Origin of the sequence: Candidatus Pelagadaptatus aseana, assembly GCF_040362265.1 — a bacterium.
GTDB lineage: Bacteria > Pseudomonadota > Gammaproteobacteria > Pseudomonadales > Cellvibrionaceae > Pelagadaptatus > Pelagadaptatus aseana.
This window is the reverse complement of record NZ_BAABNJ010000007.1, coordinates 236,554-258,589: the sequence shown is the minus strand read 5'-3', so window position 1 is coordinate 258,589 and position 22,036 is coordinate 236,554. Positions and strand designations below refer to the sequence as shown.

The following is a 22,036-nucleotide window of genomic DNA, read 5'->3' as shown; positions in this document are numbered from 1 at the left end:
TCACGTGCAGGTGTGCCGGGTTCTGTCGCGAGCAGAGCTCGATCCGCTGTTTTTGATGGGTCGGGGCTTATCGACCAATCCCATTTTTCTTCCGTTCAGACACCTCCATGCCGCTTGAAATATCGTTAATGTTGGCGGAAATTCATCAACAGATGTTGGGACCACGGATTGGTTGGTTATGAAGTTTTTGTGTTTGTTGCTGCTGTTGCTGGGGCTGTCAGGGACGTTGCGAGCGGATGATCTGGAGCAGGTCACCATGCAGTTGCGCTGGCATCATCAGTTTCAGTTTGCGGGTTACTATGCGGCCAAACAGCAGGGTTTTTATCGCGAGGCGGGTTTTGATGTAACCATTGTCGCCGGTGCTCCCGACCGGCAACCGGTTTCCGAGGTGTTGTCCGGGCGTGCAGATTTTGCCGAGGGCAACGGTGAGGTGTTACTGGAGCGCCTTAAAGGGCAGCCTCTGGTGGCTTTGGCGGCTGTCTACCAGCATTCGCCTTCGGTATTACTCACCTTGAAAGATTCCGCCATCAATCACCCGGTGTTGCTCAAAGATAAAAATGTGATGCTGGTTAAGGGCGGGGCCGACGCAGATTTTCATGCGATGTTTCGGGCGGTGGGGCTTGAAGCGGATCAAATTCGCTTGATCGACAGTTCTTACGATCTCACGGATCTTGTCGATGGTCGGGTGGATGCATTCAACTCCTATTTGTCCAATGAGCCCTATTTTCTCGAGCGCCAGGGCGTGGCGTTTAACGTGCTCAATCCCCGTGATTACGGTGTCGATTTCTACAGCGATATTCTGTTTACCACCGAGCAGGCGGCAAGGGAAAACCCCAATCGGGTCGAGAGGTTTCGACAGGCTTCGCTCAAGGGTTGGCAGTATGCGCTGAATCATCCCGAAGAGATTATTCATCTGATCAAGAATGAATATCAGTCGTCCAAGTCACTGAATCATTTGCGCTATGAGGCCAATGTGGTGCGCAGCCTGATTCAATCGGATCTGGTGCCGTTGGGGCACATGCATGATCAGCGCTTTCTGGCCATGGCTGAGGTGTTTCAGCAGCAGGGTATGATCAGTGATACCCTGCGTCTCGATGGCTTTATGTTCCGCTTGCCGGTGATTGTTAATGAACGCTTGCGATTGGGGTTGGTGGTTTTGGCTGCCGTGGCATTGATTGCGGTTGCCGTGGCTCTGGTTGTTTTGCATTTGAATCGCAAGTTGGTCAGAGAGGTGCATCGCCGCAAAGAGGCCGAAGAACAAATGCGTATGCTGGCCGATACCGATGCCCTGACGGGTTTGGCGAATCGCCGGGCGTTTATGAATGCCCTTGATGTCGAGGTTTCCAAGGCCCGGCGCTATGGGGATGTTTTTTCCCTGGTGATGGTGGATTTGGATCACTTTAAACGCGTTAATGACAGATACGGGCATCTGGTGGGCGATGATGTGTTGCAGCATCTTGCCGGGTTGATGCAGCGTACCCGGCGCGAGAGTGATTTTGTGGCTCGCTTTGGTGGTGAGGAGTTTGTGTTGTTGTTGCCGCGGACGGCAGAGCAAGAGGCGCGTAATCTTGCCGAGCGGCTGCGGCGCCTGATCAGTGAGAGAAACTTTGAGTTGCCTTCAGGTGAATCCATCGATGTAACGGCGTCGTTTGGTATTGTGGAGTGGTCAGAACAGATTGATGGCCGCGAATTTCACTGTGTCGATACGGTGTTATATCAGGCAAAGGCTGGCGGCCGTAATTGTGTGGTGGTCTGGTCCGAGGAGTAAAAAGGGTTACTCCGGCTCTTCCTGCTTTTCTTTTTCCAGCTGATAGAGGCTCTCCAGCGGTATTTTTCGCTTGAGGCTGGTTTCTATCAGGTGCAGGTAGCGGGGGAAGTGTTTGTTGCTCTGCTTCATGCCCTGACAGGTTTCCAGTCGCATGGCGATGACGTCTTTGGCGTGCTGGTCTTCCGGTTCCTGTTTTAATTTTTCCAGTGCTGTCTGGGCAATGTTCAGATGCAGGCCAATGTAGCGCGGGAACAGGTTGCTGGCGCGAATAAAGGTTTCAATGGATTCGTCAAAGTGGCCTTCATCAAATAATCCAATGCCTTTTTTGTTGATGTCCGCGGCCAGCTTGCGGCCTTGCTTGCTGATGGGCTCTTCGCCAAGGCGGTCCACCCGGTCGGAAATATCTGAATCGTCGGGGTTGGCCTGGGCGGTTTTGACCAGTATTTCCGTGGCCAGCGGTTCTTCTTCATTTTTGATCAGGGTTTGTGCCAGTTCAATTTCAGCATAGGCTGAACTGCTGCCGTGTTCGTAGAGATCCATGGCCTGTTCGAGAAACTTTTGGGCTTCGTCGACCTTGCCCTGGCTCAGCAGCAGTCGCGCGCGGCTGGCGGCCGTTTGCATTTTGATGGCCGGGTCGCCCGGGTGTTTCTTCTCGACCCGGCGCAGGTACATTTCCGAGTTTTGAATATTTTTGGCGCGCTCGTTGGCGTTGTCTGCCGGGGCCTCCATCAGGCCGTCGATAACGTCGTAGTAGTCCTGGGGTGAATAGCGGCAGGAGTGCTCGCCGACCTTAAGGGCTGCGCGATGGGCGCGCAGACTGAGTTTCAGGTTGTTGTTCTTATGGGCCAGATTGGCCAGGTGACGTTGTCTGACGACGGATTTGGGGGAGATGCGCGCGGCATCCTCCATGGCGTGTTGGGCTTTGTCCAGTTCGCCATTTTTTTCGTACAGGGCAGACAGCATGTCGTGGGCTTCGACAAAGCGCTCGTCATGGCTGATCACCTCTTTGAGTGTGCTCTCGGCGCCGGGGTATTTGTTCTGCTCAAGCAGAGCGCGTCCCAGTCCGAGTTTTACCCAGACCTGCTCACGCTCTTTCATGCATTCGCGGTAAAAGCTTTCAGCGGCCTCAAACAGCCCCATTTCCAGCAGCAGTTCGCCCTTGGTTTTCAGATAGCTGCCCTGATACTTTTCCTGGTTGTCGATTTTCTGTTGGCAGATCTCCAGTGCCTGACTGTGGTTCTGGTTGTCGATGGCGCGCTTGATTGGCAACAGGTCTTCATGGCGCAGGATAAAGCGTGTCAGCCGTTTTTGCAGCAGTGACTGGGTAACGGGTTTGCTCAGGTAGTCATCGGGCTGGAATTCCAGGGCGCCGAGTACCATATCCCGAGCCCGCTCGGCGGTGACCATGATGAACATACTGCTGTTGCGCAGCAGTTTGCGATAGCGCAGCTCTTCCAGAACCTGCTGGCCGTCCTGCCCTTCGCCCAGATTGTAATCGCACAGAAGCAGGTCGTAGGAGCGTCTCTCGCAGAGCTCTATGGCTTGTTCGCTGGTGGCGGCGGTGTCGACAGTTTCGATGCCAAAGGCAATCATCATCTCTTTCAGGCTGGTCCGGATCGTGGGTTGGTCATCAACGATCAGGCAGGACTTGTCGTGATAGAGTTTAATGATGTCGATATGTTTCATTGGGGTTGGTTGCGTGCTCGTTATGGCGTTAGCTTGAATGGCTTGTGGCTGCGATCAAAGGTTCTTTAGTATACGCGTTAGAACTTGCTGGTGTCGCTAAACCCTTCGCCGGTTTTTGATGGGCGGTCGCGACCGGGGGTTGAATATTGGTCAGATTGAGTTATTCTGAGCTCCGCTTCGGTTTCATGGCCTGAAAGTTATCGGTCTGCCGCAGCGTTTCTTTTGCGATTTTCTGGTCGTCTTATAATTTATTTCTCTATCTGCAATCCTTTTGCTTTCCGAAAAAATATCAAACTTAAGAAGTTACTTTAAGTTTGCTCTCTATTGCTTTGATTTTGTTGTTCTTTATATTTATTTACTTTTCCTTTTTTACTTGATGTCGACCCGTTTGCTGCAGATCGCTGCCAGATGTCGCTTTTTTCCCCGGAATTGTCCTTGACTTTGCATTGTGCAGATTTATAGTGGCGGTGTGGGAAAAAGTGGATATATGTGGGTAATAGTGGGATTTTTAATCACGTACAGCTGCGCAATTCGGGGGAAAGGTGCACTTACTAGGTAGTCATTCAATCAGCATGGACGCCAAAGGGCGTATGGCGATACCGGCGCGCATTCGCGAAACGCTGGCGGATGCCTGTGCGGGAAAGATTGTGATTACTGTGAATCCCGATACCCAAGGGGGAGAGCGATGTTTGTGGGTATATCCAGAGCCTGAGTGGCAGGAAATTCTGCCCAAGATTCAGGCTCTTCCCACCTTTAATAAAAAGGCTCAGCGCACTCAGCGTTTGCTGATGGGGCATGCCACACCATTGGAGATGGATGGTAATGGCCGGGTGCTGGTGCCACCGACGCTGCGCGAATACGCGGGGCTGGATAAAAAATTGATGTTGATTGGTCAGGGTAACAAGCTGGAGCTGTGGAGTGAGACACGCTGGGCGGCCTGGCTGGACGAGGCGGATGACGATGATGAAATGCCCGCCGAAATGCTGTCGCTGTCGCTGTAAGAGTGAACGCCATGAGTGATAAACACGTTACGGTCCTGTTGCAAGAGGCCGTGGATGCGCTGGTTGTGGATGAGAGCGGCTTTTACGTTGATGGCACGTTTGGGCGCGGCGGTCACAGTCGGCTGGTGCTCGAGGGGTTGAGTGAGCGAGGTCGGTTGCTGGGTATCGATAAGGATCCCAGAGCCATTGAGGCTGGCCTGCAATTAAATAAAGACGATGGGCGCTTTGATATTGAGCATGGCTCTTTTGCTCAGTTGCAACAATTTATTGATGGTCGAGATCTGATCGGTGCCGTGGATGGTGTTCTGGTGGATCTCGGGGTGTCGTCGCCACAGCTGGATGAGGCTGAGCGGGGCTTCAGTTTTTTGCAGGATGGTCCGCTGGATATGCGCATGAATACCGAAGCGGGTATCAGTGCGGCGGATTGGGTCAATAGTGCGGAAGAGGCGGATATTGCCCGGGTGCTGAAAGTCTACGGCGAGGAGCGTTTCGCTCGACGGATGGCGGCGGCCATTGTGTCTGCTCGTCAGGAGCAGCCGATAGAGAGAACGTTGCAGTTGGCCAATATCGTTGCCGAGGCCAACCCTGCCTGGGAGAAAGGCAAGCATCCGGCGACCCGGGCATTTCAGGCAATCCGGATTTTTATCAATGAAGAATTGGCTGATCTGGAAGCGTTTCTGGATCAGGCGCTGGAGGTTCTGAAACCGGGCGGTCGTTTGGTGGTGATCAGTTTTCACTCGCTGGAAGATCGCATGGTCAAGCGGTTTATTCGCCGGCATGAGCGAGGTCAGGTGTTGCCCAAAGGTGTGCCGGTGATGGAATCGCAACTGAATAAGCGGCTTAAGTCTGTCGGCAAGGCTGTAAAGGCCAGCGCTGATGAGGTGGCGGTCAATGTCCGGTCGCGCAGTGCCATTATGCGCGTGGCTGAAAAAATACAGTAGCGACAGTGGTGATGCTCAATAAGCGGGTTGTAGCTGTCGCGGTGTTGTGGGGGTTGGTTCTGGTGAGTGCGCTGGCGGTTGTGTCGGTCAGCCATAAATCCCGGAGCCGATTGGATCAACTGGAGGTTTTGCGGCGCGAGGCGGCGCAATTGCACGTCGATTGGGGTCGCTATCTGCTGGAGCAGAGTACCTGGTCGGCTTATGGGCGTATCGAGGCTGTGGCCTCTGAAAAATTGAATATGACGCTTCCTCAGGGGGAGCAATTGGTGATGGTTAAACCGTGAAAAATAACAAGGCAGCAGAGACTGTGACGGTACCACGCTGGCGTTTTGCGCTGGTGTTGGTGCTGCTGTGCGCGCTGGTTTTGTTGTTGTTGTGGCATGTTGCGCTGTTGCAAGTGGTGCCGGGCAAGGATCGCGGTTTTGAATTTCTGCAGGGGCAGGGCAATGCGCGTACGGTCCGTATTGAGGGTTTGGCAGCCCATCGCGGTGTGATCACCGATCGCAATGGCGAACCTCTGGCTGTCAGTACGCCGTTGCAGACATTGTGGCTCAATCCTCAGGAGTGGTCGGGCAGTGTGGCTGATTTGCAGGCTCTGGCCGGGCAGTTGGGGGTGGAGCGTGACTCGCTGGCAAATAAGATAGCGCAGTACGCCAGTCGCGAATTTATGTACCTCAAACGCAATATGGCGCCGGATCAGGCGCAGCAAATTCTCGCTCAGCGCTTGCCCGGGGTCTACGGTCGTCGCGAGTATCAGCGCTTCTATCCGGCGGGTGAGGTGGCAGCCCATGTGGTTGGCTTTACCAATATTGATGACAAGGGTCAGGAAGGGCTGGAGCTGGCCTTTGATGAGTGGCTGCAGGGGCAGGCCGGGTCCAAGCGTTTAATTAAGGATCTTAAGGGTCATGTGATCAAGGATGCCGGGTTGGTGCAGGCGCCCAAGCCCGGGCAGGACATACGGCTGAGCATCGATTTGCGCATGCAGTATGTGGCGCATCGGGAGCTGAAGCGAGCGGTGGCTGAGCATTCGGCTGCGGCCGGATCGGTGGTGTTGCTGGATGTGAAAACCGGCGAGGTGCTGGCCATGGCCAATCAGCCCGCCTATAACCCCAATGATCGGGCTCGCATCCGGGTGGCATCGTTGCGCAATCGTGCCATTACCGATCAGTTTGAGCCGGGCTCAACCATGAAGCCCTTGACGGTGATGGCAGCGCTGGAGACTGGTCGCTATCGCCCCGGAACGGTTATCGATACCAGTCCCGGTTACATTCATATTGATAACAAAACACTGCTCGACCCCATCAATTACGGCAAGATCGATCTGACCAAGGTGATTACCAAGTCCAGTCAGGTGGGTATCAGCAAGCTGGCGCTGGATCTTGAGTTGGACACGATTCGCGATATCTATTTCCGGATGGGGTTGGGGCAGGGTACCGCCATTGGTTTTCCCGGTGAACGCATTGGTGTGCTGCCCAATAAATCCCGCTGGACTCGAATTGAGCGGGCCAACTTTGCCTTTGGTTACGGCATGAGTGTCACGCCATTGCAGTTGGCGCAGGCCTATGCGGTGATCGCTAATCACGGTATGAGAAAACCGGTTTCACTGCTGCGCCACGATGAGCCAGTGCCCGGCGAGCGTGTGGTGTCTGCCCGGGTCAGTCGCCAGATTATCGATATGCTGAAAACCGTAGTATTGCCAGGTGGTACCGGCAAGCAGGCGCAAATTGCCAGTTATCCGGTAGCGGGTAAAACCGGTACGGCTCACAAGGTGACGGCTGAGGGCTATGCCGACGATCAGTACATCTCCATCTTTGCCGGCATGGCTCCGGCTGAAGCGCCAAGGGTGGTGGCGGTGGTTGTGGTGGATGACCCCAAGAGCGGCAAGTATTACGGCGGTGAAGTGGCCGCCCCGGTTTTCTCCCGGGTGGCGGAGTCTGCGCTGCGGCTGATGAATGTGCCGCCTCAGATCAGTGTGGCCGCCGCAACAGGGAGGCCCTGGACGTGATGGCCTATTCCGTTACAGAGCAGGTTACCTTGTCGCAATTGCTGCCTGACGTTGTTGCAGCGCAGTACGCCGATGTGGTGGTTGGACGCCTGTGTCTCGACAGTCGTGATCTGAGGTCTGGTGATTGCTTTGTGGCGCTGCCCGGTGCCCGGGTTGATGGGCGGGCGTTTATCGATGTCGCCATTGCCCAGGGTGCGACGCTTGTTTTAAGTGAATCAGATTCGACTGCGGTTGATTTTGAGACTCGTCAGGGATGTCTGATTGTGTCGGTGCCTGATCTGCGCGGTCAGCTAAGTGAGGTGGCGGGGCGCTATTTTAACCAGCCTTCTAAAGCAGTGACTCTGGTTGGTATTACCGGTACCAATGGTAAGACCAGTTGCAGTCAGTGGTTGGCGCAGCTGCTCGGCGGTCTCAATGATGCTGGTCGTGGGGCTGTGGCGAGTATCGGAACCCTGGGTTATGGCCGGGTGGGCGAGGAATTGAACTACACCGGCATGACGACACCCGATGCCATCCAGTTTCAGGAGATTCTGGGGGATTTTGTCGCGGCTGATGTCAAAGCGGTGGTGGCGGAGGTGTCCTCCCATTCACTGGTTTTGGGGCGCGTCAGTGCGCTGGAATTTGATGTGGCGGTGATGACCAACATCAGCCGCGATCACATGGATTTTCATGGTGATGAGGCCAGTTATGTGGCGGCAAAGTGTGAGCTGATGAAGTTTGCGTCGCTGAAGAAGGTCGTCCTCAATCGCGATGATGCCTATTTTGATGAGTTTGCCTCTGCCTGTCACAGCGACATCATTACGACGTCTCTGCTTGATCCGGCGGCAGATTTTTATGCCCGTGAGCTTGCTTATCACGCTCAGGGTATTACCGCGCAGTTGTGCACGCCTGAGGGGGAATTCCCGGTGCGGATCCCGCTGTGGGGGGATTTTAATTTGCATAATGTGCTGTCGGTAACTGCCGCGGCATACGCCTGTGGGTACGAAGTTGAAGACATCGTTGTTCGACTGGCCGATTTGCAGCCGGTCTCAGGCCGACTGGAGACCGTAACGGTTGCTTCGGATATTTCGGTGGTTGTGGATTTTGCTCACACCCCCGATGCCCTGAGTGCCGCCCTGAAGGCTCTGAGAAAGCACGCCAGTGGCAAAATCTGGTGTCTGTTCGGCTGTGGTGGTGACCGCGATCAGGGCAAGCGTCCGATGATGGCGGCATTGGCTGAAGCACTGGCAGATCAGGTGCTGGTGACCAGTGATAATCCCCGCTCGGAGGACCCTCTGGCGATTATAGAAGAGATTCGTCAGGGTTTTACGACCGAGCAGCGAGTGTCGGTTATGGTTGATCGTGCGCAGGCCATTGAAACGGTGATCACTCAGGCGGGGGCCGGGGATATTGTTTTGTTGGCCGGTAAGGGGCATGAAAACTATCAGATAGTTGGCGACAACAAGTTGCCGTTCAGTGATTTTGCCTGTGCCCGGTTGGCGCTGCGCAAGCGCATGGAGGCGCAACCATGATCAAGGCTCTCTCTCTGTCACAAGTTGCCGGGCCCATGGGTGCCCGGGTGATTGGTGATGACGCCAGTTTTACCCGGGTCAGTACCGATACCCGCACCATTCAGTCCGGCGATCTGTTTGTGGCGCTCAAGGGTGAGAATTTTGATGGCCATCGTTTTGTCGCCAGTGCCATTGCGCAGGGAGCTGTGGCCGCCGTGGTCAGCAATCCGGTGGAAGGGGTTGAGGCCCCGCAATTGCTGGTCGCTGATACAACGCGTGCACTGGGTGATCTGGGTCGCATCAATCGCGAGGCGTACACCGGAATACTGCTGGCCCTGACCGGCAGTTGTGGCAAAACCACCGTCAAGGAAATGCTGTCGGTGATTCTGCAGCAGCACAGTCAGGTGGCTGTCACCCGGGGCAATTTGAACAATCACATCGGCGCGCCGCAAACCCTGCTGGCGATTGAGCCGGGTGATGAGTACGCCGTGGTTGAGCTCGGTGCCAGTGGCATGGGCGAGATCGATTATCTGGCTTCGCTGGCGCAACCGCAGGTGTCGCTGGTGAACAATGTGGCTGCGGCCCATCTTGAGGGCTTTGGTTCTGAAGACGGTGTGGCCGAAGAAAAATCGAAAATTTATCGCCATCTGCGTCAGGGCGGTGTGGCTGTGGTCAATGGGGACGATCGCTACGCGCCGGGTTGGCTGGAGTGGCTGGCAGAGGATCGCCCTGATGTTAAGGTGATGCGCTTTTCCACCAGTGCCACTGACAGTGATTGCTATGCCAGCAACGTGACCCTGGAAAGCAGTGGGGGCTATGCCTTTGATCTGACCATAGGCGATGAGACCGGTCGGGTTTGTCTGCCTGTGATGGGCAAGCAGAATGTGGCCAACGCTCTGGCGGCGGCCTGTTGTGCCTATGCTGCGGGTATCTCGCTGGCGCACATTGTCACTGGTCTTGAATCGGTCACAGCGGTTAAAGGTCGCATGCAGGCCCGTCGGGTGTCCGACGATCTGCTGGTGATCGATGACAGCTATAACGCCAATCCCGGTTCGGTGCTGGCCGCGGCGCAGGTGCTGATGGACTTCGATCGCCAGGGTAAAAAAGTCACTTTGGTGCTGGGTAACCTGGCGGAACTGGGCGTGCGCCGACTCGAGGCGTTGCGCAAGCTGGGGCAGGATCTCCGTCGACTGGGTGTGCCATCGCTGGTGGTGGTTTCGGATAACGCCGCGGCGATTGCCGAGGGGTTTGCCGAGGGTGCCACGGCCAATCAGAGCGTGCGCCGTTTCGCCAACAAGCAGCAGGCCCAGAATTTTTTGAAGTCTCAGCTTTGGTCTGAGTCGGTAATTTTAATCAAGGGCTCACGCAGTGCCCACATGGAAGACGTCGTGAAAAGTCTGACGACGAACGAGGATAACTGACATGCTCCTGATTCTCGCAGAGTATCTGCAACAATACGCTTCCTTCTTCGGGGTGTTTCAGTATCTGACCCTGAGAGCGATCCTTGGCGTGTTGACGGCGTTGGCTATCTCGCTGTTGTTGGGCCCCTGGATGATTCGCAAGCTCAACGAACTGCAGATTGGCCAGTCGGTGCGAGACGATGGTCCGGAATCCCACCTGAGTAAGTCCGGTACACCAACGATGGGCGGCACCCTGATTCTGGCCTCCATCTTTATCAGCACCCTGTTGTGGGGTGATTTGAGCAACCGCTATATCTGGTTGGTGCTGATTGTCACCGCCATTTTTGCCGCTGTTGGCTGGGTGGACGATTACCGCAAGGTGATTGAATCCAACTCCCGTGGCTTGCCGGCGCGCTGGAAGTATTTTTGGCAGTCGGTGGCCGGTCTCGGTGCGGCCTTGTATCTCTATTACACGGCGACCTCGCCGGCAGAGACTCAATTGATTGTGCCTTTCTTTAAAAACGTGGCCATCGATATGGGCCCGTTTTTCATTGTGCTGACTTATTTTGTGATTGTGGGTTCCAGTAACGCTGTGAACCTGACCGATGGTCTCGATGGTCTGGCGATTATGCCAACCGTGCTGGTGGGCGGTGCGCTGGGCGTGATCGCTTATCTGGTAGGGCACGCGGAATTTGCCCGCTATTTGCACATTCCCTACATCGCCGGCGCCGGTGAGTTGGTGGTGTTCTGTGCGGCACTGGGTGGCGCCGGATTGGGCTTTTTATGGTTTAACACATACCCCGCTCAGGTGTTTATGGGGGATGTCGGTGCGTTGGCTCTGGGGGCAGCACTGGGTGTGATTGCGGTGATTGTCCGCCATGAAATTGTCTTCTTTATTATGGGCGGCATTTTTGTCATGGAGACCGTCTCGGTGATTCTGCAGGTAGCTTCATACAAGTTGACCGGGAGGCGCATCTTCCGGATGGCGCCGTTGCACCATCACTACGAATTAAAAGGTTGGCCAGAGCCGCGCGTGATTGTGCGCTTCTGGATTATTACCGTGATGCTGGTGCTGTTTGGTCTGGCAACATTGAAACTGCGTTAACAGCGAACAAACGCACAGAACATAAGCAAGGGTATTGGGATTGTCTGAATGGACATGATAGCGACTAACAAGGTAACAGCGATTGTCGGCATGGGAGTGACCGGCCGCTCTGTTGCGCGCTATTTATCGTCTCAAGGCGAGGCCTTTGTGTGGCTTGATACCCGCGAGCAACCTCCGGCCTTGCAAGACATTTTGCAGGAATATCCGAACCTGAATTATGAACTGGGTGAGCTGAACCCGGAGACTCTGTGTGCGGTAAAAGAAATTGTGTTGAGCCCGGGTATCTGTCCCGAGCTGCCCGCTCTGCTTCAGGCTCGCGAGGAAGGTGTTTCTCTGGTGGGCGATATTGAGCTGTTTCTGCGCCAGGTCACAGAACCGGTGATTGCGATTACCGGATCCAATGCCAAGTCTACCGTGACCACGCTGGTGGGAGAGATGGCCAAAGCAGCCGGCAAGCAGGTGGGTGTGGGTGGCAACATCGGTGTGCCGGTGCTGGATTTGCTCGAGCAGCCCAACGACTTGTATGTGCTGGAATTATCGAGCTTTCAGCTCGAGACCATTGATAACCTGGGTGCGGCTGTGGCGACCGTGCTGAATGTGTCAGAAGATCATATGGATCGCTACGACTCATTGATGCACTACCACCGTGCCAAGCAGAAAATTTACTTTGGTGCGAAAAAAGTGGTGGTCAATCGCGCCGATCCACTGACCAACCCGCCTCTGGCTGAGGGTGTGGAGCGTCTATCCTTCGGCTTGAATGCTCCTGATCGCCATGGCTTTGGTTTGCTCAATAAGGGTGGACAGGAGTGGTTGGCGTTTGAATTCAAAGCGTTGATGCCCGCATCGGAAGTGCGTATGCCTGGCCGTCACAGTCTGGACAATGCTCTGGCGGCACTGGCGTTGGGGCATGCGGCCGGGCTCGAGATGCAGCCCATGCTCGATACCCTGAAAGCGTTCAAAGGGTTGCCGCATCGTTGTGAGTGGGTCGCCGAGGCCAATGGCATCAATTATTACAACGATTCCAAGGGCACCAATGTGGGGGCCACGTTGGCGGCCTTGAATGGTCTGGCCAAAGCCAGTGGCAAAATCGTTTTGATTGCTGGCGGTGTTGGTAAGGGCGCCGATTTTTCTGGCTTAAGAGGGCCTCTGCAACAGTGTCGGGGTCTGGTGCTGATTGGCGAAGACGCCGGTCTGATCGAAGCGGCAGTGTCCGGCGCGGTACCCATAGTCCATGGGGTGGATATGGCCGATGCCGTAGTTAAGGCGCAGGCTATGGCACAAGTCGATGATGATATTTTGCTGTCGCCTGCCTGTGCCAGCTTCGATATGTTCAGTGGCTTTGAGGCGCGGGGTGAGGCGTTTGTGGCGGCGGTCAGGGAGGCGATCTCATGAAGATTTCTGCCATACCGCCGGTGCCCATGATGGGACAACAAGCCTGGTTTGAAGCCATTGATTGGACTCTGGTTACGCTGGTGCTGGCGTTAATGTCCATAGGTCTGGTGGCGGTTACCTCGGCTTCCGTCTCGCATGCGGGAACCGTTTACGGTGATACCTGGTTCTTTACCAAGCGCTACCTGTTGTACCTGTCAATGGGGCTGTTGGCCGGACTGGTGGTGGCAGCAATACCGGTTTCGTTCTGGGAGCGCTATGGCGGATTGCTGTTGATTGTCACCTTGGGATTGTTGCTGCTGGTGCTGATTCCCGGCCTCGGCAAAGAGGTTAATGGCAGCCGCCGCTGGTTGCGCTTGGGGGTCATGAATCTGCAGGCCTCGGAAGTGGCGAAATTTTGCATGATCGTATTTTTTGCCAGTCTGTTATCCCGCCGTCAGCAGGAGATTACCGCCAGCTGGAAGGGGCTGGTTAAGCCGTTGATGGTGCTGTCCGTGGTGATTTTGCTGTTGCTGCTGGAGCCGGACTTCGGCAGTTCGGTGGTGCTGGCCGGTACGGTGATGGCCATGTTGTTTATGGCGGGTGTCAAGCTGGTCAAGTTTGTGACTCTGGTGTTGCTGGCCCTTGCTGGCTTGGCTCTGATGGCGGTGTTGTCGCCTTACCGGATGCAGCGATTGATTACCTTTCTGGATCCCTGGGCCGATCAGTTCAACAGCGGCTATCAGTTAACCCAGTCGTTGATTGCCTTTGGTCGTGGTGAATGGTTTGGCCTTGGTCTGGGCAACAGCGTGCAAAAACTGTTTTACCTGCCAGAGGCCCACACCGATTTTATTGTGGCCATCATTGCCGAGGAAACGGGGTTGATCGGTGTGCTGTGCCTGTTGCTGATTTTTGCAGCACTGGTGGGCCGGGTGCTCGGTATTGCACGCAATGCATTTGCATCGGACCGGTTGTTTTCAGGGTTGGTGGCGTTTGCTGTGGTGGTGATGTTTGCCGGGCAGGCGTTTATCAATGTCGGCGTCGCCTCGGGGCTGTTACCTACCAAGGGGCTGACTATGCCCTTTATCAGCTATGGCGGCAGTAGTTTGCTGGTCTCCTGTACTTTGATGGCGCTGGTGCTGCGTCTGGATTGGGAAATGAAACAGGCTCCGGCGTCACCGCGGGGGCGTTCAGTTAAAAACGCCAAGGCTAAGCAGCCGGCGGTGGCGCAGGCTGAGACCAACGATGGCATCCCGACTCTGGAGGTGGCCGCATGACGTCGCAGGCAATGCCTTATCAGGGGATGAAGGCGGTGGTGATGGCCGGCGGTACCGGGGGCCATGTATTTCCGGCGCTAAGCGTCGCTGAGCAGTTGCGTCAAGGCGGCGCTGAGGTTTGCTGGCTCGGCACCGCCCGTGGCATCGAGGCGGATCTGGTGCCCAAGGCGGGCATTGAGCTCAACTGCCTGACCATCGAGGGCGTGCGCGGGCGAGGCCTGATGGCGTTGCTGAAGGCGCCTTTCAAATTGCTGTCGGCCGTGATGCAGGCAAGAAAAGTTTTGCGGCGCGAAGGCGCCAATGTGGTGCTCGGATTGGGAGGTTTTGCCTCCGGGCCCGGTGGGGTAGCCGCCAAAACCTTGGGCATTCCTGTGGTGATTCACGAACAGAATGCCGTGGCGGGTACCACCAATCGCTGGTTGGCCAGAGTGGCCCGCTTCTGTCTGGAGGCGTTTCCCGGCAGTTTGCCCAATGCGGTGCATGTGGGCAATCCGGTGCGCAGTGAAATCGGCTCGGTAGCAGCCCTTGCAACCCCACAGGCAGAACGGCCGGCACGGTTGTTGGTGCTCGGTGGCAGTCTCGGCGCCCGGGCGTTAAATCAGTTGGTACCACAGGCCATCGCCCTGATGGCGGTTGAGCAGAGGCCGGAAATTTTACACCAGTGCGGCACGCGCTTGATTGATGAAGCGCAGCAGAGTTACGCCGAGTCAGGAGTGGAGGCCAATGTTCGGCCATTTATCGAGGATATGGCCAAGGCCTATGAGTGGGCCGATCTGGTGATTTGTCGGGCCGGGGCTTTGACCGTGTCGGAATTAACCATGGCCGGTCGTGCCGCCATGTTGGTGCCATACCCTTACGCCATTGACGATCATCAGGCCAAAAACGCCGAGTGGTTGGTGAACAATGATGCCGCGCTGATGTGCCGGCAGGAACAACTGACAGCAGCAAAACTGAAAGAAACGATTGAATTGGCAGGAACAGAAAAGGCCGCCCAGATGGCCGCTAATGCCAAGCAGTTGGCAATGCCGCAGGCGGCCCATGAAGTGGCCGGGTATTGTCAGCAAGCCTACAGAGAGAAAGCCCATGGCTAACCAAAATATTATTCAAATTCCGGAAATGCGCCGGATTAAAAAGATCCACTTTATCGGCATCGGTGGTGCCGGTATGAGTGGTATTGCTGAGGTTCTGCTTAATCAGGGTTATGGCATTTCCGGCTCAGACCTGAATGTTTCAGCGGTAACCCAGCGCCTGCAGGCCAAGGGTGCACAAATTTTTATTGGTCACAGCGCCAGTAACATCAAGGGTGTTGATGTGGTGGTTAATTCTTCGGCCGTGGATGAGAGCAACCCGGAAATGATTGCCGCCCGTGAGCGTCGTATCCCGATTGTGCGTCGTGCCGAAATGCTGGGTGAATTGATGCGCTATCGTCACGGTATCGCCGTGGCCGGTACTCATGGCAAAACCACCACCACCAGCCTGTTGGCTTCGGTGCTGGCGGCTGGCGATCTGGATCCAACATTCGTCATCGGAGGCTTGCTGAATAGTGCAGGCAGTAACGCCCAATTGGGTGCCAGTCGCTATCTGGTGGCTGAGGCCGATGAAAGTGATGCCTCGTTTTTGCATCTGCAGCCCATGGTGTCGATCGTCACCAATATCGATGCCGATCATATGGATACCTATGACGGCGATTTTGCCAATGTGAAGAAGACGTTTATCGAGTTTCTGCACAATCTGCCTTTTTACGGATTGGCTGTAGTGTGCGGCGATGATCCGGTGGTCCGAGAAATTATTCCGGATATTGCCCGTCCGACAGTGACGTACGGTTTTGCAGGGCACAACGATTATCGCGCAGTGGAAGTGGCTCAAACCGGATCGTCTTCGACATTTAAAGTATTCCGCCCCGATGGCCACGCGCCCCTGAGTATTACCCTGGGCATGCCCGGTCAGCACAATATTCTCAATGCATTGGCGGCTATCGCTGTGGCCACCGATGAGGGCGTTTCCGATGCGGCGATCAAGTCTGGTCTGGAAGGGTTTCAGGGAGTTGGTCGACGCTTTCAGGTGTATGGCAACTATGAGGTTGGTGAAGCCACCAAGGGTGAAGCCATGTTGGTGGATGACTATGGGCATCATCCCCGGGAATTGCAGGCAACCGTTTCCGCTATTCGTCAGGGCTGGCCGGAGCGCCGCTTGTTGATGGTTTTCCAGCCGCACCGCTATTCGCGGACGCGGGATCTGTATGAAGATTTTGTAGAAATTCTGTCCCAGGTGGATGCTCTGGTGTTGCTTGAGGTCTACAGCGCCGGAGAGGAGCCGGTACCCGGTGCCGATGGCCGGCACTTGTGTCGCAGCATTCGCAGCCGCGGAGGCGTGGACCCCGTGTTTGTAGAAACCGTAGACGCAGTACCTGAAGTGGTTGCCAAGCTGGTACAGCCCGGCGACATAGTTCTGACCCAGGGGGCCGGCAGTGTCGGTGCTCTGTGTCAGCAATTGGCACAGAGAAAGTTGCAGTAAGGGCTTAGCGATGACACAGGTCGATAGCAGTCAATTTGGTCGGGTCGCCGTTCTCTACGGAGGGCAGTCTGCCGAGCGTGACGTGTCACTAAAGAGTGGCAAAGCCGTGTTTGACGCGCTGGTGAGTGCTGGTGTGAATGCGGTGCTGATTGATGTGGGCGATGACATTGTCGATCGTCTGCACCAGGAAAAAGTGGATCGGGCTTTTATTGCCCTGCACGGCGTCGGGGGTGAAGACGGCCGGATGCAGGCGCTGCTGGAATTTTTGAATATTCCCTACACCGGCAGTGGCGTAGAAGCGTCTGCGTTGGCGCTGGATAAGTGGTACAGCAAGCAGATTTTCGCTGGCAGTGGCATTCCGACACCGGCGTACCGACCTTTAACCGATGAAGCGGGCCTGGCTCAGGTGGTGGCGGAATTGGGTGAGGCATTGATGGTCAAGCCGGCCCATGAAGGATCCAGTATTGGCATGAGCAAGGTCGGATCGGCAGAGGCGTTATTGCCGGCTTATCGCAAGGCCCGTGAATACGATGACCGGGTATTTGCCGAGCAGGTCATTGTCGGCTCGGAGTACACCGTCGCGGTCTTGAATGGCGAGGCGCTGCCGGCCATTCGTCTGGAGACGGATCACGAGTTTTATGATTACAACGCCAAGTACATCGCCAATGATACCCGCTACATCTGCCCCTGCGGCTTGCCGGCAGAAAAGGAGGCGGAGTTACAGAAGTTGGCGTTGCGGGCGTTTCAGGCGCTGGGTTGTTCCGGCTGGGGCAGGGCTGATTTTATGGCCGATGCCCAAGGCAACTTTTATGTGCTGGAGGTAAACACGGTGCCCGGTATGACCGATCACAGTCTGGTGCCTATGGCAGCGAAACAAAAGGGTATGAGCTTTGAAGAGCTGGTCTGCAATATTTTGATGCAGGCGCAATAGTGCGTGAGATTTCGCACGGATGAAAAAGACAAAAGACAAAACCAGTGGGGCAGTAAAGGGCAAAGCAAAAACCGGTGGTACCAAGGGGGCCACCCGAAACAGCAATCGGCGAGAAGTTGAGCAGTCGAGGAGTAAAGGATCGATCAAGGCGTTTTTTATAGCGCTGTTGCGATTGCTCAAGCTGGTGTTGTTGCTCGGTGTTGTTGCAGCGGTCGGGTACTTCGGTCGCGAATACTGGCTCTACTGGACCGGCAAACCGGTCAGCAATGTGGTGGTGCAGGGAGATTTTAACTATGTCCCGCGTCAGCAGATTGAACAGGAAATTACGGCGGCGATTGACGCGGGTTTTCTGGCGCTTGATCTCGATGCCATTGGGGTTGAACTCAAGCACAACCCCTGGGTGGATCGGGTGGCGGTTCAGCGCCGCTGGCCCAGCACTCTGGTGGTCACGGTGGTGGAGCACAAACCCATCGCTCGCTGGAATCAGGACAGTGTGCTGAATCACCGCGGTGAAGTGATTGTGCTCGATAGCCACAATCGCATGCTCAATGCCTTGCAGGCGTTGCCGCAGCTCACCGGTGCAGGGGGAATGGCTGAAGCGGTGATGGATCGCTATCAGGCGTTGATGCAGGTGTTTGGTGCGCAGGGCTTGACGATGACGGAGCTGCATTGCGACAGCACGGGCAGCTGGAAGATGACATTGAGCGATAAGGTGGTCACCGTCGGTCGCGACAGATTGATGGAAAAGGTAGAGCACTTTTTGCTGGTCTATCAGAAACAATTAAAAGGTCAGTGGCAGCGAGTCGATGCCATCGATCTGAGATACGAAACCGGTGTTGCCGTGTCCTGGCTGGAAGGTCAGCAGGGCGGTGAGACCAAAAAGAAAAAATGATTAAAGAGCAGTCCATTCAAGAGGCAGGATAATGGCGCAGGTACATGAAAACAGAATGATCGTTGGTTTGGATATTGGCACATCCAAAGTGGTCGCCATTGTCGGGGAAGTTTCAGCGGAAGGTGAGTTGGAGATTGTCGGTATCGGTTCGCATCGTTCTACCGGGTTGAAGAAAGGCGTGGTGGTAAATATTGAATCCACGGTGCAATCCATTCAGCGGGCGATCGAAGAGGCGGAGCTGATGGCGGGTTGTCAGATTCACTCGGTCTATGCCGGTATTGCGGGCAGTCATATTCGCAGTCTCAATTCCCATGGCATCGTCGCAGTCAAGGACCGAGAAGTCTTTGAAGAGGATGTTGAGCGAGTCATTGATGCGGCTCAGGCCATGGCCATTCCCGCAGATCAAAAAATCCTGCACATCCTGCCGCAGGAATACCTGATCGATGAACAGGAAGGCGTAAAAGAGCCGTTGGGTATGTCCGGTGTGCGACTGGAGGCCAAGGTACACCTGGTCACCTGCGCGGTTAATGCCGCGCAGAACATTGAGAAGTGCATCAAGCGCTGCGGTTTGGAAGTGGAAGAAATTATTCTGGAGCAGTTGGCTTCCAGTTATTCCGTACTGACCGATGACGAAAAAGAGCTGGGTGTGTGCATGGTGGATATCGGTGGCGGCACAACGGATATCGCCATCTTTACCGAGGGCTCGATTCGCCATACTGGCGTTATTCCGATTGCCGGTGATCAGGTAACCAATGACATTGCCATGGCATTGCGTACGCCAACGCCACACGCGGAAGAAATCAAAATCAAATACGCCTGTGCGCTGGCTAAGCTCGCGGGTGAAAACGAAACCATTAAAGTGCCCAGCGTGGGTGATCGGGCGCCGCGCGATCTGTCTCGTCAGGCGTTGGCCGAGGTGGTCGAGCCACGTTACGACGAGCTGTTTACTCTGGTGCAGGCCGAGTTGCGTCGCAGTGGTTTTGAAGACTTGATTGCCGCAGGCATTGTGCTGACCGGTGGTACCGCCAAGATGGAAGGTGTGGTTGAGCTGGCGGAAGAAATTTTCCATATGCCAGTGCGCTTGGGGGCGCCACAGAATGTCAGTGGTCTGACGGATATTGTCAACAATCCCATTTATTCGACCGGTGTGGGGCTGCTGCATTACGCCAAGCAGCAGAGTTATGACGGGGCGGTAGTGACCAAGAAGTCGGTCAAGGCGCCAACAGAAGAATCCTTCTGGGGACGGGCTAAGGCCTGGTTCCAGGAAAGCTTTTAATAACAATTTTTTGCAATTTCTTAGGGGAAGAAAGAGAGGGGAAAACCATGTTTGAACTCGTTGATAACGTACCGCAAAACGCGGAAATTAAAGTGGTGGGCGTCGGTGGTGGTGGCGGTAACGCCGTTAAGCACATGATTGCCAATCACATCGAGGGCGTAGAGTTTGTGTGCGCCAATACCGATGCCCAGGCATTGAAAGATATTGATACCCGCACGGTTTTGCAGTTGGGTAGCAATATGACCAAGGGGCTGGGCGCGGGTGCCAATCCGGAAGTCGGGCGTCAGGCTGCCATGGAAGATCGCGATCGCATCGCCGAAGTCCTGCAGGGTGCCGATATGGTCTTTATTACTGCCGGTATGGGCGGTGGTACCGGTACCGGTGCGGCCCCTGTTGTGGCAGAAGTGGCCAAAGAGTTGGGTATTCTGACTGTGGCGGTGGTGACCAAGCCTTTCCCGTTTGAGGGCAAGAAGCGTATGGCCATCGCCGAGGCGGGCATTAAAGCACTCGAGGAAAATGTTGATTCACTGATTATCGTGCCAAACGAAAAATTGCTGGCCGTGCTGGGTAAGGCGACTTCGTTGCTGGATGCCTTCAAGGCTGCCAATGATGTTCTGTTGGGTGCGGTGCAGGGGATTGCCGACCTGATTATCCGTCCGGGCATGATCAACGTCGATTTCGCAGACGTGAAAACGGTGATGTCCGAGATGGGTATGGCGATGATGGGTACCGGCAGTGCTACGGGCGAAGATCGTGCTCGTGAAGCCGCCGAGGCCGCCATTCGCAGCCCGCTGCTGGAAGACGTTAATCTCGAAGGTGCTCGCGGCATTCTGGTTAATATTACCGCTGGTCTGGATCTGTCTCTGGGTGAATTCTCTGAGGTTGGTGATACCGTGGAAGAATTTGCCTCAGCCGATGCCACTGTGGTGGTGGGTACCGTAATTGATCCTGAAATGAGCGACGAGTTGCGCGTTACTGTGGTAGCGACTGGTCTGGGTGGTGTTGCGGCGGCGCGTGAGCCACTGGAAACCAAAGTGGTGGTCGATAATACCTCCCGTACTACCGGTAAACCGGATTACGCGGCACTGGATCGTCCCACGGTTATGCGTCAGGGATCTGCGGCGGTTGCCCAGAAGCCAATGACTGAAGGTAAGGAAGATATGGAATATCTGGATATTCCCGCCTTCCTGCGTCGTCAGGCGGATTGATCGAAGCCGTTAAAAACTGGATGCGGAGGATTGCAAAGCCTGTCTGAGTGAGATCATTTCTGTGATGAAGGTCGCAGAACCGAGTCGAACCTTACGGTGGTTTTGGAGTCTTCTCTAATACCCTCTTGAGCACGGATGCCGCTCCAGGCCCCGTGAGGATGGTGCTGGGCGGGTTATTTTGCTATCATGCCGCATCTTTTTTTCACAGTTTTTTGATTGAGACAGATTTATGATCAAACAGCGCACCCTTAAAAATGCCATTCGCGCCACAGGCGTTGGCCTGCATACCGGTGATAAGGTTTATTTGACCCTGCTGCCGGCCCCCGCTGATACCGGTATCGTTTTTCGCCGTGTGGATCTGGATCCTGTTGTTGAAATTAAAGCTACGGCCGAGAATGTGGGTGATACCACTCTGTCGACTTCGCTGGTGAAAGGCGATGTCCGGGTTTCAACCGTAGAGCATTTGCTGTCGGCCATGGCAGGCATGGGCATTGATAATGCCATTGTCGAGCTGAGTGCTGCAGAAGTACCCATTATGGACGGCAGTGCTGGTCCGTTTGTGTTCCTGATCCAGTCTGCAGGTATCGAAGAGCAGGACGCGCCGAAGAAATTTATCCGTATCAAGCGCCCTGTGGTTGTTGAAGATGGTGATAAAAAAGCCAGCTTCTTGCCGTTTGAAGGCTTTAAAGTATCGTTTTCGATTGATTTTGATCATCCGGTTTTCCAGGGGCGCACGCTGGATGCCGCGGTAGACTTTTCCAGTACTTCTTTCGTTAAAGAGGTCAGTCGGGCCCGCACTTTCGGCTTTATGCACGAAATTGAATACCTGCGCTCCAAGGGTTTGGCCAAGGGTGGCAGTGTCGACAATGCCATCGTGGTGGATGAGTACCGCATTCTCAACGAAGACGGCCTGCGCTACGAAGACGAATTCGTTAAGCACAAGATTCTCGATGCCATTGGTGATCTGTATCTGCTGGGTAATAGCCTGATTGGTGAGTTCAAGGCTCACAAGTCCGGTCATGCGCTGAATAATATGTCGCTGCGCCAGTTGATTGCCCAGGAAGATGCCTGGGAAATGGTGACCTTTGAAGATGAGGCTGAAGCGCCTATTTCTTACATTAAGCCAATTCTGGCTGTCGGCTAACAACTGATCGGAGTTGCTGCGATAAGCTCA

Annotated in this window: 18 protein-coding genes; 17 read left to right on the top strand and 1 reads right to left on the bottom strand. The window is 55.1% G+C overall.

The features are described from left to right. Nucleotides 1-178 precede the first annotated feature (178 nt). Nucleotides 179-1,768, top strand: coding sequence for an ABC transporter substrate-binding protein (locus ACPXV9_RS12540; RefSeq protein WP_423897598.1), 1,590 nt, complete (start codon nucleotides 179-181; stop codon nucleotides 1,766-1,768). A gap of 6 nt (nucleotides 1,769-1,774) precedes the next feature. Here the strand turns inward: ACPXV9_RS12540 and ACPXV9_RS12535 are convergent, their stop codons facing one another. Next, nucleotides 1,775-3,454: a response regulator gene (locus tag ACPXV9_RS12535; protein WP_423897597.1), complete on the bottom strand. Its 1,680-nt coding sequence runs from the start codon at nucleotides 3,452-3,454 to the stop codon at nucleotides 1,775-1,777. A 542-nt stretch (nucleotides 3,455-3,996) separates the two neighbouring features. On the opposite strand from ACPXV9_RS12535, the gene mraZ reads away from it, so the two are divergent. The 16 genes from mraZ to lpxC all read left to right on the top strand — a co-directional run bounded on the left by mraZ (nucleotide 3,997) and on the right by lpxC (nucleotide 22,006). After that, complete coding sequence (mraZ, locus tag ACPXV9_RS12530; RefSeq protein ID WP_423897595.1) at nucleotides 3,997-4,455, top strand: division/cell wall cluster transcriptional repressor MraZ; 459 nt, start codon at nucleotides 3,997-3,999, stop codon at nucleotides 4,453-4,455. Between the two features lie 11 nt (nucleotides 4,456-4,466). Beyond that, a complete protein-coding gene (rsmH, locus tag ACPXV9_RS12525) occupies nucleotides 4,467-5,396 on the top strand; it encodes a 16S rRNA (cytosine(1402)-N(4))-methyltransferase RsmH (protein ID WP_423897592.1) in 930 nt (309 codons plus the stop codon). A gap of 11 nt (nucleotides 5,397-5,407) precedes the next feature. Then, nucleotides 5,408-5,680, top strand: coding sequence for a cell division protein FtsL (ftsL, locus tag ACPXV9_RS12520; protein WP_423897609.1), 273 nt, complete (start codon nucleotides 5,408-5,410; stop codon nucleotides 5,678-5,680). Continuing rightward, the gene (locus ACPXV9_RS12515) at nucleotides 5,677-7,401 is read left to right on the top strand and encodes a peptidoglycan D,D-transpeptidase FtsI family protein (RefSeq protein ID WP_423897590.1); all 1,725 of its coding nucleotides are present in this window, start codon (nucleotides 5,677-5,679) and stop codon (nucleotides 7,399-7,401) included. The genes ftsL and ACPXV9_RS12515 overlap by 4 nt, the downstream gene beginning before the upstream one ends. Further along, nucleotides 7,401-8,912: a UDP-N-acetylmuramoyl-L-alanyl-D-glutamate--2,6-diaminopimelate ligase gene (locus tag ACPXV9_RS12510; protein ID WP_423897606.1), complete on the top strand. Its 1,512-nt coding sequence runs from the start codon at nucleotides 7,401-7,403 to the stop codon at nucleotides 8,910-8,912. Before ACPXV9_RS12515 ends, ACPXV9_RS12510 begins: the two co-directional genes overlap by 1 nt. After that, a complete protein-coding gene (locus ACPXV9_RS12505; RefSeq protein WP_423897588.1) occupies nucleotides 8,909-10,312 on the top strand; it encodes a UDP-N-acetylmuramoyl-tripeptide--D-alanyl-D-alanine ligase in 1,404 nt (467 codons plus the stop codon). The genes ACPXV9_RS12510 and ACPXV9_RS12505 overlap by 4 nt, the downstream gene beginning before the upstream one ends. Before the next feature lies 1 nt (nucleotide 10,313). After that, entirely contained in the window at nucleotides 10,314-11,396 is a 1,083-nt protein-coding gene (gene mraY / locus ACPXV9_RS12500) for a phospho-N-acetylmuramoyl-pentapeptide-transferase (RefSeq protein WP_423897586.1), read from the top strand. A 48-nt stretch (nucleotides 11,397-11,444) separates the two neighbouring features. Next, complete coding sequence (murD, locus tag ACPXV9_RS12495) at nucleotides 11,445-12,788, top strand: UDP-N-acetylmuramoyl-L-alanine--D-glutamate ligase (protein ID WP_423897584.1); 1,344 nt, start codon at nucleotides 11,445-11,447, stop codon at nucleotides 12,786-12,788. Continuing rightward, a complete protein-coding gene (gene ftsW, locus ACPXV9_RS12490; protein ID WP_423897582.1) occupies nucleotides 12,785-14,041 on the top strand; it encodes a putative lipid II flippase FtsW in 1,257 nt (418 codons plus the stop codon). Before murD ends, ftsW begins: the two co-directional genes overlap by 4 nt. Further along, a complete protein-coding gene (gene murG / locus ACPXV9_RS12485; RefSeq protein WP_423897579.1) occupies nucleotides 14,038-15,132 on the top strand; it encodes an undecaprenyldiphospho-muramoylpentapeptide beta-N-acetylglucosaminyltransferase in 1,095 nt (364 codons plus the stop codon). Before ftsW ends, murG begins: the two co-directional genes overlap by 4 nt. Continuing rightward, the gene (gene murC, locus ACPXV9_RS12480; RefSeq protein WP_423897577.1) at nucleotides 15,125-16,555 is read left to right on the top strand and encodes a UDP-N-acetylmuramate--L-alanine ligase; all 1,431 of its coding nucleotides are present in this window, start codon (nucleotides 15,125-15,127) and stop codon (nucleotides 16,553-16,555) included. The genes murG and murC overlap by 8 nt, the downstream gene beginning before the upstream one ends. A gap of 10 nt (nucleotides 16,556-16,565) precedes the next feature. After that, entirely contained in the window at nucleotides 16,566-17,486 is a 921-nt protein-coding gene (locus ACPXV9_RS12475; RefSeq protein WP_423897575.1) for a D-alanine--D-alanine ligase, read from the top strand. 19 nt (nucleotides 17,487-17,505) lie between these two features. Further along, a complete protein-coding gene (locus tag ACPXV9_RS12470; RefSeq protein ID WP_423897572.1) occupies nucleotides 17,506-18,378 on the top strand; it encodes a cell division protein FtsQ/DivIB in 873 nt (290 codons plus the stop codon). Nucleotides 18,379-18,409: 31 nt separating this feature from the next. Further along, nucleotides 18,410-19,654 carry a cell division protein FtsA gene (gene ftsA, locus ACPXV9_RS12465; RefSeq protein ID WP_423897569.1) on the top strand — a complete coding sequence of 415 codons (1,245 nt, stop codon included), beginning with the start codon at nucleotides 18,410-18,412 and terminating at the stop codon, nucleotides 19,652-19,654. A 47-nt stretch (nucleotides 19,655-19,701) separates the two neighbouring features. After that, entirely contained in the window at nucleotides 19,702-20,862 is a 1,161-nt protein-coding gene (gene ftsZ / locus ACPXV9_RS12460) for a cell division protein FtsZ (RefSeq protein ID WP_423897567.1), read from the top strand. Nucleotides 20,863-21,091: 229 nt separating this feature from the next. After that, a complete protein-coding gene (lpxC, locus tag ACPXV9_RS12455; protein WP_423897565.1) occupies nucleotides 21,092-22,006 on the top strand; it encodes a UDP-3-O-acyl-N-acetylglucosamine deacetylase in 915 nt (304 codons plus the stop codon). Nucleotides 22,007-22,036: the final 30 nt, after the last annotated feature.